This is a genomic window from Luedemannella helvata (genome assembly GCF_039528415.1).
Lineage (GTDB): Bacteria > Actinomycetota > Actinomycetes > Mycobacteriales > Micromonosporaceae > Luedemannella > Luedemannella helvata.
This window is the reverse complement of record NZ_BAAALS010000002.1, coordinates 252220-264896: the sequence shown is the minus strand read 5'-3', so window position 1 is coordinate 264896 and position 12677 is coordinate 252220. Positions and strand designations below refer to the sequence as shown.

At 71.9% G+C, this 12677-nt stretch carries 12 protein-coding genes; 4 read left to right on the top strand and 8 right to left on the bottom strand.

Features of this window, described 5'->3' with window-relative positions; genetic code table 11:
* Positions 1 to 207: 207 nt before the first annotated feature.
* Positions 208 to 936 (top strand): SIMPL domain-containing protein, encoded by a 729-nt coding sequence (locus ABD191_RS03325; RefSeq protein WP_344076620.1) that lies wholly within the window; start codon positions 208 to 210, stop codon positions 934 to 936.
* Between the two features lie 367 nt (positions 937 to 1303).
* Here ABD191_RS03325 and ABD191_RS03320 read toward each other — a convergent pair whose 3' ends face one another.
* The gene (locus ABD191_RS03320) at positions 1304 to 1882 is read right to left on the bottom strand and encodes an MOSC domain-containing protein (protein ID WP_344076618.1); all 579 of its coding nucleotides are present in this window, start codon (positions 1880 to 1882) and stop codon (positions 1304 to 1306) included.
* A gap of 65 nt (positions 1883 to 1947) precedes the next feature.
* Between ABD191_RS03320 and ABD191_RS03315 the strand changes: the two genes are divergently transcribed.
* Entirely contained in the window at positions 1948 to 2424 is a 477-nt protein-coding gene (locus tag ABD191_RS03315; RefSeq protein ID WP_344076616.1) for a VOC family protein, read from the top strand.
* 226 nt (positions 2425 to 2650) lie between these two features.
* Here the strand turns inward: ABD191_RS03315 and ABD191_RS03310 are convergent, their stop codons facing one another.
* Positions 2651 to 5569: a CHAT domain-containing protein gene (locus tag ABD191_RS03310; protein ID WP_344076614.1), complete on the bottom strand. Its 2919-nt coding sequence runs from the start codon at positions 5567 to 5569 to the stop codon at positions 2651 to 2653.
* Between the two features lie 143 nt (positions 5570 to 5712).
* Between ABD191_RS03310 and ABD191_RS03305 the strand changes: the two genes are divergently transcribed.
* Complete coding sequence (locus tag ABD191_RS03305; RefSeq protein WP_344076612.1) at positions 5713 to 6069, top strand: hypothetical protein; 357 nt, start codon at positions 5713 to 5715, stop codon at positions 6067 to 6069.
* Between the two features lie 166 nt (positions 6070 to 6235).
* The gene (locus ABD191_RS03300) at positions 6236 to 6667 is read left to right on the top strand and encodes a helix-turn-helix domain-containing protein (protein WP_344076610.1); all 432 of its coding nucleotides are present in this window, start codon (positions 6236 to 6238) and stop codon (positions 6665 to 6667) included.
* 25 nt (positions 6668 to 6692) lie between these two features.
* On the opposite strand, the gene ABD191_RS03295 is transcribed toward ABD191_RS03300, so the two are convergent.
* The 6 genes from ABD191_RS03295 to ABD191_RS03270 are packed head-to-tail and all read right to left on the bottom strand — an operon-like array spanning position 6693 to position 12605.
* The gene (locus ABD191_RS03295; protein WP_344076608.1) at positions 6693 to 7475 is read right to left on the bottom strand and encodes a 2,3-dihydro-2,3-dihydroxybenzoate dehydrogenase; all 783 of its coding nucleotides are present in this window, start codon (positions 7473 to 7475) and stop codon (positions 6693 to 6695) included.
* A complete protein-coding gene (locus tag ABD191_RS03290) occupies positions 7472 to 8602 on the bottom strand; it encodes an FAD-dependent monooxygenase (RefSeq protein WP_344076605.1) in 1131 nt (376 codons plus the stop codon). Before ABD191_RS03290 ends, ABD191_RS03295 begins: the two co-directional genes overlap by 4 nt.
* A complete protein-coding gene (locus ABD191_RS03285) occupies positions 8583 to 9905 on the bottom strand; it encodes a phenylacetate--CoA ligase family protein (RefSeq protein ID WP_344076603.1) in 1323 nt (440 codons plus the stop codon). The genes ABD191_RS03290 and ABD191_RS03285 overlap by 20 nt, the downstream gene beginning before the upstream one ends.
* Entirely contained in the window at positions 9902 to 10675 is a 774-nt protein-coding gene (locus tag ABD191_RS03280) for an amidohydrolase family protein (protein WP_344076601.1), read from the bottom strand. Before ABD191_RS03280 ends, ABD191_RS03285 begins: the two co-directional genes overlap by 4 nt.
* Positions 10672 to 11793: a 3-dehydroquinate synthase II family protein gene (locus ABD191_RS03275; protein WP_344076599.1), complete on the bottom strand. Its 1122-nt coding sequence runs from the start codon at positions 11791 to 11793 to the stop codon at positions 10672 to 10674. Before ABD191_RS03275 ends, ABD191_RS03280 begins: the two co-directional genes overlap by 4 nt.
* Positions 11790 to 12605 (bottom strand): 2-amino-3,7-dideoxy-D-threo-hept-6-ulosonate synthase, encoded by an 816-nt coding sequence (locus ABD191_RS03270; protein ID WP_344076596.1) that lies wholly within the window; start codon positions 12603 to 12605, stop codon positions 11790 to 11792. Before ABD191_RS03270 ends, ABD191_RS03275 begins: the two co-directional genes overlap by 4 nt.
* Positions 12606 to 12677: the final 72 nt, after the last annotated feature.

The following is a 12677-nucleotide window of genomic DNA, read 5'->3' as shown; positions in this document are numbered from 1 at the left end:
GCCGGAAGAGGAGGCCGACTACGGCCCTCGCATGGTCGCGCTCCTCGTCAACGGACTGCGGTCCTGAGACCGGCGCTTGCACCGGTCTCAACCCGGCAGCGTCTTTCAACACCGTGGGGGCGTTATAAGAGCAGGTCACCGTTGCGACGAGAGCCTTGAAGGTGGGAAATGCTCCGGTTACGTCTCACAACTGCCGCGCTTGTTGTCGTGGCGGCGCTCGCCGTTCTGTCGCCAGGGCCGCTCGGAAGCAGTCCGGCGTTCGCTGCGGCGCCTGCCACGACGGCTCCATCGCTCGATGGTCCGTCCCGGGACAGCGTGCTGGTAAGCGGTACAGGCGAGGTGTATGGCAATCCCGACACGCTCATCACCGATCTGGCGGTGGAGATCACTGCGGCCACGGTCAGCGATGCCGTGGATCGCGCCAATGCCGCGGCTACCCGGATGCGCGACGCGCTCCTCCGCGCCGGGGTCGCCAGAGCCGACATCCAGACGTCGAGCCTCAGCATCGGCACGAGAACCAATGAGGACGGGGCGACAACCGGCTACACCGCGAGTCAAGGGTTCACGGTGAAGATCCGGAACCTGCCGCGCGCCGGAGACATCCTGTCCGCCGGCATCGCCGCGGGAGGCAACGCGTCGCGGCTGTACGGCGTGTCATTCGTGATGGACAACGACGCCGCACTGGTCGCCAGAGCGCGCAGGGGAGCGTTCGCCGACGCACGGCGAACCGCCGAACTGTATGCCCGTGAGGCGGGCCGGCCGCTCGGCCGGGTCCTCAAGATCACCGAGACGGCCTCCGGTTGCGAGGGATGCGACAGCTCCGAGGCGTCCCGAGGCGGGTTTGGTGGTGGCGCACCGGGGGCGCTTGAGCCGGGCCGGCACCGGTTGTCGGTGACTGTCAACGTGGAATGGGCTCTCAACCCGCCGTCGAGGTAAGCCACGGCTGGTGTTGATCCTGACACCGTGTCAGGTCGTCCGACCCTGATCTCGTCCACAGGTTGTGGATAGAACATGTGTACGAACCGACTGGCTGGGTCAGTCTTCACGTCACCGTTCCCGATCAGGTGCGAGCGGCCGGCGCGTGGCCGGTTCTTCGGGAAAGTCTTTCCATCAAGAGGTGAGCGGCCCACTCGGCGAACTGTTCACTGATACGGCCATGGGCACTGTACGTCGCCTGTCCCGTGTGCCTGGAGGGCGACTTCGCGACGTTCCGGGCGAATGATTTGGACGTCACAATACCGGATCTGGTTGAGATCAGCCGACCGTCAGTTGTTTGATCCTCCCGTGACCGCGTTGTCGCGCGTCAGGCGGGAAGGTGCCGTACGGTGTCGCCCGTTCTGATCGTGGCGCCGACGATGACCCGGGCGTTGAGGCCGCGCAATCGCAGTTGCTGGGCTTCGTCGGTCCAGACGAGTTTGTGGGCGTCGCGGCCGAACCGGTCGGCGAACTTGGCGCAGCCGGTGTGCGGCTGGTCGGTCACCTCGATGACGGCCCGGTCGCCGATGGCCAGGCGGGTGCCGGCCGGCATGGCGTCGAAACTCAGGTCGAGATCCAGGTAGAGCTGGTCACCGGCGAGCGCCCAGGCATCACGATCCGGGCCCGCGATCAGCTCGACGAAACGGGAGTTCATGACGTTCAACTGCATGTCGGGGTGTGGCGTCTCGTCTGCCGTCCGGGAGCTGGGCCGCTGGTTCCAGTTGTCGCCGACCAGCCCGACCGCGGGGTCCAGTTCGGCCACCGACAACACTTCCCGGACGCCTACGTCCGGCCGACGTACGGTCAACATCAGCGTGCCGACACCCCGTGGAGAGCTGCGCACGAGGTCCAGCCCGTTCATGATCTCGTCCAGCGAGCGATGGCGTACGGTGATGGGATCTGCCACGGTTCGACTGTGCCCGACGCGCGCCCGCAGCGTCCACGCTGTTTCTCGAAGCGCGAGAACGGAATATGGCCAGTTCGATGGATACGACGGGAGCCCGGTTCATGCCGGTTGCGCGCCGCTTCGACCACATCGGCATCACGGTCGCCGACCTCGATCTAGTGATCGACTTCTTCGTGGCCCTTGGTCTGGAGCTCGAGGGCAGGATGTTTGTCGAAGGGGAGTTCCTTGACACGGTCTGCGGCATTCCCCACTCCCGCACCGAGATCGCCTTGCTGAAGCCGCCCGGGGACGGCACGCGCCTCGAGCTCGCGCGGTGGGTGCGGCCGGACGCCGTGCCGGGCTCGCCGGGCGCGATGGCCAACGAGCTGGGCCTGCGCAACGTCGCCTTCGAGGTCGACGACCTGCGGGCCGCCGTCGATTGGGCTGCGAGCGAGGGATACGGGCTGGTCGGTGGCATCGGGGAGTACGGGGGTGTTTGGAAGATGGCGTATGTTCGGGGTCCGGAAGGGCTCATCGTGTCGTTGGCCCAACGCATCGGCTAGCCGCGTGTCCGCTGGGAGCGCGAACGCGTCCGGTGGACAGAGGCGGGCCGCCTCGGCGATCGTTCACGAGGCCGAGCACCGCGGCATCCCCGTCACCACCGCACCGAGATCGCGGGCGGGCGACCGTGCCGTCGCGATCCAGGGAGTAGCCCGGGCTCTCGCTGAGCGTCTCAGCAGGCTGCCGGACGACGACGAGCGCGACGGCGCCCCGGCGTGAACTCCGGCCTCAGGCGCCCGTGTACGCGAACGCAGCCCAGTACCGCGGGTCGACGTAGGGGTATTCGCCTGGGCCGCCGGCCGGATCGAGGCCGGGCAGGAAGGCGGTCAGGTCCGCGCGGGTGGCCGCGCGCAGCCACAGCTGCGCCCGGTTGAGCGCCACGGCCGGCTCGTGGCCGTCGCGGCACCATCGTTGGTAGAAGGCGGTCATCAGGTAGGTGGTGGCGAGGTCGTCAACGGCCCACGAAGCCGCGATCACGCCAGCGAACCCGATCTGGATCAGCGCTGACGGCAGCCCGACCACCTCGTTGGGCAGGGCCGAGCCGGTGAGGTTCGTCCGGCACGCGGACAGCACCGCCAGCCGTCGCTGGGCCGGTTGCAGGGCGCGGCCCAGGTCCGCCAGCGTGACCTGGCGGTCGGCGAAGTACAACCGGCTGTCCATGATGGATCCGGCTTCGGCGGAACCGTGGCAGGCGAGGTGCCAGACGGTGTGCTGATCGGCTGCGGCGCGGAACTGCTCCCAGGTGCAGGCGTGGATCGGCCGCGTCGCGCTCCCCGTCCAACGGCGCGTGACCTCGGCGGTCTCAACCGCCACGTACCGAAGGTGGCCGGCCGGGCTGACCCCGTGCCCGTCAGGAACGTCCACGGCGAGCAGCGTCGGCTGCCGGCCGGCGAGTTCCCGCGCGGTGTCCCGGCAGCGTCGCAGGCCGCGGGCGTTCGGCGCGTACCGAATCGCGGAGAAGTTGCCCACGTGGCGCCACTGTGTGAACTCATCCCCGGGGTGGCCCGGCTCGCCGGCCGCGTGCAGCGGCAGCAGGTTGAGCAGACCGATCGGTACCAGGGTCACGACCTGGCCCCTCGCGTGCAACAGGACAAGGTCCCGGAGGGCGTCGTTCCACAGGGTCCGGAGGCCCTCGGCCATCGGATCGGTCCGGGGCCGCGACTGCTCCGGTGGCGCGAGGTCGCGCTCGACGAGGCGCGCGAGGCCGGTCGAAGCGTCGGCCTCGGGCAGCACCCTGCCGACGATTCCGGCGACGGCGGCGCGGTCGAGCTTCGGCAGGTCGACGTACTGCGGGTCATGCCTGGCGGCCACTACGAGCGCGTACCCGCCGGCCTTCGCGGCGGCGAGGTAGACGATCGCACCGTCGCCGGTCTCGGCCGTGATGTCGTCATAGCTCATGTCGAGCCCGATCGGTCCGGCACCGGTCAGGCCGACTGACCGCCCGGTCTCGAGCGCGAGTGCCGCTTCCCGGTACCGTCCGGTGCGCGCCAGCCAGTAGCCGGCCTCCTCGGCGTACTCCTGGGCGGCGGTCAGGACGCGTTGGCGCGCGCCGGCGCCCTGGCGTGCGATGGCGTCCCGCGCCGCGAGGGCGACAAGCTGTTGGTACGCCTCGGCGGCGAACTCGGCGACGCCCGTACCGACGGCCCACTCGGCCCAGGCCGCGGCCAGCCGGGCGCGACCGGCCGTACTCCAGGGGTCCTCCACCGAGTCGCGCCACGCGCGGTGGCGCCGCTCGTCGTTGCGACGACCCGTGAGCGCGTCGTGGGCGGCGCGGGCCTCATGGAGCAGGATCCGGTCGTCCGCCGTGTGAACGCGCCAGACGCGACAGCGGCGGCGCATCAGCCGCAGCGCCTCGCGTATGTCGGCGGCGAAACGTACGGCGGCTGGTGTTTCGGACGCCGACGCCCGCCGCAGCAGAAGCCTGGCCAGGCTTTGGTCGGCGGGCGTCAACCGCCGCCACCAGCGCACGCCCGCCTGCCGGGCGGCGCGACACAGCGCGATGCCGCCGTCGAGGTCGTCCGGATGTGTGTGCACCAGGAGCAGCGCTCGGGTGGCGAGGATCTGCGGGCGCAGGTGGGGCGCGAAGAGGTCGTCCGCGCGGGAGGCGTGCTCGAGTTCGCGGAGAGCCGCGTGCAGTTCGCCGGTGACCACGTGGAGCCGGGCGCGCACCAGGTGCGCCAGACTCGGACAGGTCCTCGTGGTGCCGAGATGGTGGGCCAGATCGGCGAGCGGGCGGATGTCGTCGTGGGTCTGCGCCGCCTCGATGGCCGCGTCTACGAGCCTCAGGCCGCGCCGGGGGTTGGACGCGAGCGTCCGGACAACGTCGCGCGGATCGTCCTGCGCCGGTGGACCCGGCGTCTCCCCGCGCGCGACCGGCCAGGACAACGGCGGCAGACCGTCGCGGGCGACCGCCGCCGAGCGGCGGGCCGCGGCGATGGCGGCGCGGGTGCGGTGGAAGGCGCGAAGCTCGCCGATGCGCTGGAACCCCCGATGGTGGTGGTCCATCAGTACGCCTTCGACGCGGGCGGCGATGTCGCGCATCGCGGCGTGGACCTCCGCCTCGCGCGGGTGGTCGATGGAGGACTCGCATTCAAGGACGTATATGCACATCGACACGAAAAGGCGCGAGATCGTCCGGCGGTTGTTGTCGTTCTCGACGTCGCGGGTGTCGACCGAGGGGTACCACTCCAGCACCTCGTTGACGGCCTGGTCGAGGTCGCCGAATCTGCTGGTGAGCCAGATCATCTCGGTCAGGGTCACGGACGCTCCCCACCAGCCGGTCTCCTTCCATCGCGGTGGCCTGGCCGCCCGGTACGCCTGCCAGGCGCGACCGGCCGCCGCGCGATCGTCGCGCAGGAGCGCGTCCTTGTACGCCCAGACGTGTTGTTCCACCTGCGCCAGCTCCCGGCGGTACGCGTCAGAAGCGCGCATATCGTGCTTGATCCGGTAGATCCTGGCCTCGTGCGCCCACGGCTCCTCGAACACGGCGTCGGTCGGGCGCCCGCACAGGCGGCACGGATGCGGCCACGACCTGGGCGCCGGCTCGTCGCTGCTTCCGCAACCGTCGTTGTCGCACTGCCAACCCCGCACCCGCGCTCCGGGCGGGGCGAGGTAGCCGTAGGAGGTGCGCGGCGGCCGCCGGCTCATGGCTGGTGCCTGCCGCTCGCGGTCTGCTGTGACAACTCGGGCCGCCTCCCTGGCGCTTCTCGTCCTCTCTGACGGACCGCTGTCCGTCAGAGACGAGCGTGCGATGGTTCCGCAGGACCCCTCGATCGCGATTGCCCGAGGACATGCCGCCTTGGTTGGAGACCCTCGGCCGGTTCTCGCTCGATACCCAGCACAGCGGCGTCGACGTCGACCACCTGTGGGACCGTGGCGGTCTGCTACGCGCGTACTCGAGGGAGGACCGCGACGGCTTCCTCGCTGAGCTGCGCGCCGTCGTGGCCGACGATCGGGGCGGCTTCGTCACCTTCGGCGCCGCGTGCCTCGTCTGGGAGATGTACGGCGGTGAGGCGCTGGACTATCCCGCCGCGTGGCCGCTGATCGACGCGGGCATCGAGTTCAAGCTCGCGCGCGGGCTGGCGACCGCGTCGCTGACGGGCTACGAGAACCAACGACTCAACCGTACCCGCGAGCGGCGCGGCTGAGGCGCACTGACGAATCCCAGCCGCCGCACAGGGCGCGGGCTCCTGTGAACCGCCGCAGGAACGCGATCACGCCTCAGCTGACGTAGCGCGGTTGCGGTGGCGGGCCCACTCATGCGGGCCGTCAGTGTTCGAGCGACGCACCACGCGAGTCGTGAGAGGAGTCGCGATGACAGTCGAACAGTGGGATGGACCGCGGTATCCGGTCGGTGCCGGCGAGGTCGAGCAGGGCGACCCCGGAGCGCCCTTGCGGCAGCTGGCCGATCTCCTGCGGGTCGCGGCGGCCACGCTTGAGGGAGCCCTGACGGTGCTCGGCACGCAGCGCCCGGAGACCGTGTCGCGCAGCGCGGGGTCCGGTCCGCGCGACACGGCCGGGCACCCCGCGACGATCGACGGCTGGCCGAGCCTGACGGCGGCTGAGCGGGTGATCGCCGGCATGGTGGGAGAAGCGTTGACGAACCGGCAGATCGCCAGCCGCCTGTTCGTGTCCCCGCACACGGTGAACTACCACCTGCGCCACATCTTCCGAAAGCTGGACATCACCTCGCGGGTGCAGCTCGCCGCGCTCGTTCACGCGTCCCGGCAGCCGGGCGGGCGATAGCGCGAATGACCCGGGGGAAGGCTCCTCAGGGTTGCAGGCTCGCGCCGCCGTCGACATAGAGCTGCTGCATGGTGATGTGCCGGGCGCGGTCGGAGGCCAGGAAGGCGACCGCGTCGGCGATGTCGCCCGGTTGGGCGAGCCGGCCGAGCGGGATGCCCAGCTTGAACCGGTCCGGCGAGCCGCCGATGACGTCGTCGAGCCCGTACTCCTCGGTCAGCATCGACCGGAGCATGGCGGTGTTGGTGGAGCCGGGCGCGACGACGTTGCAGCGCACCCCGTCGCGGGCCAGCTCCAGCCCCAGGCATCGGGTCAGGTGGGTGGCCGCCGCCTTGGCCGCCGCGTACGCCGCCATGTCCGCGCGGGGGACGCCGGCCGCGTTCGAGCCGACCGTCAGGATGCAGCCGTGCCGTCGCGACCGCATCGGTCCCGCGACGGCGCGACTCATCCGCAGGACCCCGCCCGCGTTGGTGTCGACAAGCTCCGCCCAGTCCGCGTCGGTCAGGGCCGTCAGCGGCCCGGTCCGCAGGATCCCGGCGGCGTTGACCAGGATCGCGATCGGGCCGATGTCGAGTTCCACCGTGCTCACGGTTGCCTCGACGGCCGCGGTATCGCGCACGTCCAGGGGGTACGCGTACGCCCGGTCGCCGCCGGCACGCAGGTGCTCGACCATGCGGCTCACGCCGGCCGCGTCCCGGTCGGCGGCCACGACGACCGCCCCCAGCTCGGCCAGCCGTGCCGCGACCGCGGCGCCGATGCCTCGCGCGGCGCCGGTGACGATCGCGACCCGGCCGTCCAGACGGTCGCTCATCGCCGGCCGCCCGCGGGGACGGCCAGCTCGGCGTCGTGACCGTAGATCCACGCGCTGTCGAACAGGTCGCGCCGATCGGCGTCGGGCCGGTGCAGGCGCTCGCCGTTGGCCCGTGAGGCGGCGGCGATCCGCGCCACCCGGGGCCGGCGCAGGCGTTCGTACTCGCCCAGCGCGCGCCGGCGTTCGGGCAGCCGGAGGCAGCCGGCCAGGACCACGGCGTCCTCGATCGCCTGGTTCGCGCCCTGGGCGGCGAACGGCAGCACCGGGTGGGCCGCGTCGCCGGTCAGCGCGATCCGGCCGGCGCCGAAGAGGGGCGGTGCGGGTCGGTCGTGCACCGCCCAGGTGGTCGGCTCGCCCGCGGTGAGCAGGCCGAGGACGTCCTCGTACCAACCTCGGTAGGCGTCGGCCGGCTGGCACCGTGTGGCGTCCGGGACGGTGGCGACGACGTTCAGCCAGGCTCCGCCGCGCACCGGGTAGCAGACGACATGCCGGCCGGGCCCGGGCCAGAGGAGCACCCTGGGCTCGGTCGCGAGGCGCGGCACGATCGCAGCCGGTACGAGCGCCCGGTAGACGCTCGTGCCCGTGGGACGGGACGCGTCCGGGGACAGCGCCGCCCGTACCACCGAGTGCACGCCGTCGGCGCCGACGACGAGGTCCGCCGCGACGGCCGATCCGTCGGCGAACCGGACCTCGACATCGTCCTCCCGCTCGCGCACGGCCACGCAGCGGCGGCCCACCCGCACGGTGTGGGCGCCGCACCGGTCGGCCACCAGAGCGCGCAGCCCCTCGTGCAGGTCCGCCCGGTGGATGGTGTAGTACGGCGCGCCGTACCGCTCCTCGCACGCCCGGCCCAGCTCGACACGCGTGAGGACCGAGCCGGACCGCCAGTCGCGTAGCTCGATCGCGGTGGGCCGCACCCCGGTCCCCGCGAGCCATGCGCCGAGCCCGAGCCGACGCAGCAACCGGGTGGCGTTCGGTGTCAGCTGGACACCCGCGCCGACGCCGGTGAACGCGTCGGCCTGTTCGTACACGGTGCAGCCCGTGCCCTCGCGGCCCAGCGCGGCCGCCAGGGTCAGGCCGGCGATGCCCGCGCCGATGATGGTCGGTTCAGTAGTAGCGCAGCGCACGGTCCCAGTCCTCGTCCGGGCCGAACAGGCCGCGTGGCTTGACCACGTCGGCCGTGGCTGTCAGCGCGTCGCGGGACACGAGGCCGCCCGGCTCGACGGGGTCGACCCGCACCTCGATGCCGTACTCGGCCCGCACGGCAGCGGCCAGCTCAGCACACGCGGCGTCGCGGTGCCCGGCCGGCACCTCGATCTCGACGCGCAGCTGGTGCGGCTGCGCGCTGGCCCGCCAGAACATCACCTCGTAGCGGACCGGCAGGGCGAAGACCAGCTCCTCCAGGCGTGCCTGCGTCACCGTCGCCGGCCCGACGGCGTGCCCGGAGGCGGACCGGCCGAGCACCCGTACGGTGGGCAGGGCCCAGCCGCACCCGCACGACTCATACCGGACCTCGACGTCGTCCTCGATGTTGTATCTCAGCAGCGGCATCGCCTCGCGGTACAGCGGCGTCACCACCAGCTGCCCGCACCCGTCCGGCCCGATCCGGCCCGTACCGGGGTCGTACACCTCGAAGATCGCCCGGTCGGCCCACAGGTGCAGGCGTCCCCGCGGACACTGCCCGGCCAGGCTGCCCGTCTCCGTCGACCCGTACTCCTCGACCACGGGCACGCCCCAGATCTCCGCGATGCGGTCGCGCCGGGCCCGGCTGAGCGGCTCGCCGCCGACGAACAGCGCGCGCAGTGACGGGAAGTCGCGGTCCGGCCGTAGGCCGGCGAGGCGCGCCGCGGCCGCCCAGAGCAAGGGTTCCGTCGGCAGCGACCAGGTGAGGGTCACGTCCAGGTCGTGCAGCGCGCGCACCACCCGGGCGTACGGCATGGCGGTGGTCCGGTTGTCCGCGGGTACGACCGTCGCCCCGCACATCCGGGCCGCGGCGTGCGCCAGGTGTCCTGTGATCATGAGTGCGTACGGCGTGCGCACGAGGAACGTGTCGGCGGGTCCGATCCCGGTCCACTTGCGGGCGTACCGCTGGGCGAGATCGGTCCAGTCCCCGTCCGTGTAGTACGACGCGGTCGGCACCCCGGTCGTGCCGCTGGACTCGTGGTAGGTGGCCAACCGGTTCCTGGGCACGGCGAGCATGCCGAACGGGTAGCTGTCGCGCAGGTCCTGCTTGGTGGTCAGCGGGGTGTCGGCCAACCCGGCGCGGTCGCGCGGCAGGGCGGGGCCGAGGCGCCGGCGGTAGAAGGGTGACGCCGCCGCTCGTCGCAGGGCCAGCGGCAGTTGGCGCGCCTGCACGTCCGCGAGCTCGTCGTAGTCGTGCCACGCGCCGAGCGGGGGCAGCGCGGCGGGATCGGCCAGGGATGTTGTCATGGGTACTCCTCGCGGAGGATGCGACGGGCGTTGTGCCAGGCGACCTGCCGCCAGTCGTCGGCGGACAGGTCGAGGGAGGCGTACTTGGCCAGCTCGACGGCGGGATGCTGCAACGGGTACTCGGTCCCGAAGAGCACCCGCCGGGGGCCGAGCCGGGACAGCGCGTGGCGGACCACCACACCGAAGCAGCCGGATGTCTCGGCCACGACGTTCTCCCGGGCGGCGATCATGTCGATACCGGCGATGTCGATCCCGGTGTGGCCGCAGTGACCGAACACGAACGTGGTGCGGGGAAAGCGCGCCGCGAGCGCGACCAGGTCGGCCGGGCGCGTGCCCGGGCGGCCCAGGCACACCACGTACACGGGGTGGCCCGCGTCGGACGCGACGGCGACGTAATCCCTCGTGCGGGGGTCGTCGAAGGACAGGCCGTGTACCGCGGGGGAGAGCTCAAGGCCCCGGTACGCGTCGACCTGCGCACGGTAGGCCCGCACGCCGGCGTGCGGGTTGGCGAAATAGAACGGCACGAGCCGCCCGCCCGACGCCGCGCACGCGGCCAGCACCGCGTCGTTCGCCGGCGTCGCCGTGCTGTAACCGCCGTACGTGATCTGCGCGGAGAGCACGTCGAGGCCGACGACCCCGCCGGCGGCCACGGCGGCGCCCGCGATGCCGGCCCCGGCCATGGTTGTGAGCAGGTCCTCGGTGGCGCCCGGGCGGGGCAGCAGCCGCGCGTGGAAGTCGAAGATCGGGCACGGGAGGGCGGCTGCGGTCATTGCTCGTAGCACAGCTCGTCGATGGCGTACCCGACGTGGCGGTCCCCGTGCGGCAGGTGGCCGAGCACGCGGTCACCCGGGCGCAGTTCGGTGGAGTTGAGCACCGCGCCGCCGGGGCCGAGGATCCGCACGTGCCAGTCGTCCTGCACGATGAGGTTGACGACGCGACCGTCCGGTGCGCACGCGTCCACGCTGAGCAGGGGCCGTCGTTCGATCTTGACGCGGCCGACCGTCACGTACCGGCTGTGTCCGGCGGCGTCGACGGCCAGCACGACCCCGCCGGCGCGTAGCTCGCTGAGGTAGCGCGTGCGATCCGGCGCCGCCAGCGTGTAGGACATGATCGCCCCGGCGTTGACCCGGAACGGGCGGGTCGGCATGTAGGGCAGCGGATGCGTCTCGCTGACGCAGAGAATCAGACCCCGCGACCGGGAACCGACGAGAAGGCCCTCGTCGGGCCGCAGATAGGAGCACGTGTCGACGCAGGCCCGTTCGCCCATCCCGATGTGGTCGACCTTCATCACCTCGAGTTCGACGAGCGCGATGTCGGGCGTCGCGGGCGTCGCGGCGGCCTTCAGCCGGGTGGCGTCGCCAACGGCGTGCGCGGCCATCATCACGCCGTCCGAGCCGTGCTCCAGCACGCCGTATAGGATCTCCGCGTCCAGCGGGTCGTTCGCGACGGTGATGACACTGCCGGTGGCGCCTGTGGCCGCGGCGAGGACGATCTCCAAGGGGATCCTCGTCGCGTCGCGGAAGGACAGCACGGTCCACGGTGCGCTCCGCGCGCTGGCGCAGGCGAGGTCGAGCGTGTGCGCGTCGGTGACCTCGATGAACTGCCCGAGCTGCACGGCGGGGTAGCGCGCCTGCCATTCTTCGAGCGGACCGTGCCGATGGTCGAGGATCACGATGTCGGCGTTGCCCGCGTCGGCGGGCAGCTCAGGTCCGGGCGGGCACAGGACCCTGCTGATCGTCGGTGGAACATCCTTGAGGTCGGCCGGGTCGGCCGCGACGATGGCGTCGATGCGCTGCTGCGTGGCCTCCGCGAGCATCGCGTCGCGCGGCCCGCCGTCGCCGGGCGTCGAGGGGGCGAGCTGCCTCAGGTCCAGCCAGGTGAGCTTCATGCCCGGCCTCCCGTCGTTTCGTGCGGGTCGGCCAGTGCGGCGTCATGGACGAGCCCGGAGATCTTGCTGACAACCGCGGCGGGGTTCGCCGACGCGAAAACGTGACGACCGACGGCGACGCCGGCGGCGCCGCCGCGCACCGCGTCGTGCAGGCGGCCGAAGAGGTCGTCGTCGGCGGGACCGGTCGGGCCGCCGGCGACCAGGATCGGGATGGGGCAGCTGCGGGCGACGTCGGCCATGGCCTGCGCCGATCCCGGGAACACGGTCTTGACCAGGTCGGCGCCCAGCTCAGCCGCGAGCGCCGCGGCGTGGGCCACAAGGTCGGGATCGGCCGGGTCATGCAGGCGCGGCCCTCTGGGGTAGACCATCGCGAGAAGGGGTACGCCCCACCGGTGGCACGCCCCGGCGACCGTGGCCAGGTCGGCGATCTGACGGCCCTCCTGCGCGGAGCCGAGGTTCACGTGAACGCTGACCGCGTCGGCGCCGAGGCTCAGGGCCTCTTCGACGGTCGCCACGAGAACCTTGGCGTCGGGATCCGCGGCGTGGGCCGTGCTGGCGCTCAGATGCACGATGAGTGAGAGCGTGCCGAACCGACGCGGATCCACGCGGCGCAGGCTGCCCTTGTGCAGCACGACGGCGTCCGCGCCGTTCGTGCCGATCTGCTCGACGAGGTCGTCGAGGCGGCCGTCGCGAACCACGGGGCCGGTGCTGACGGAGTGGTCGAGGGGAACGACGAACAGGCGGCTGTCGCCCTTGCGCAGGCGACCGAGCCGTAGTTGTCGAGCGAATGAATCGTGAAGGAACACGTGCACCGCACCTCCGGGGTCGACATACGCGAAGTTGGGCTGTGACCCGACCGTAGGCGGCGCGCAGAACGGCCCGCA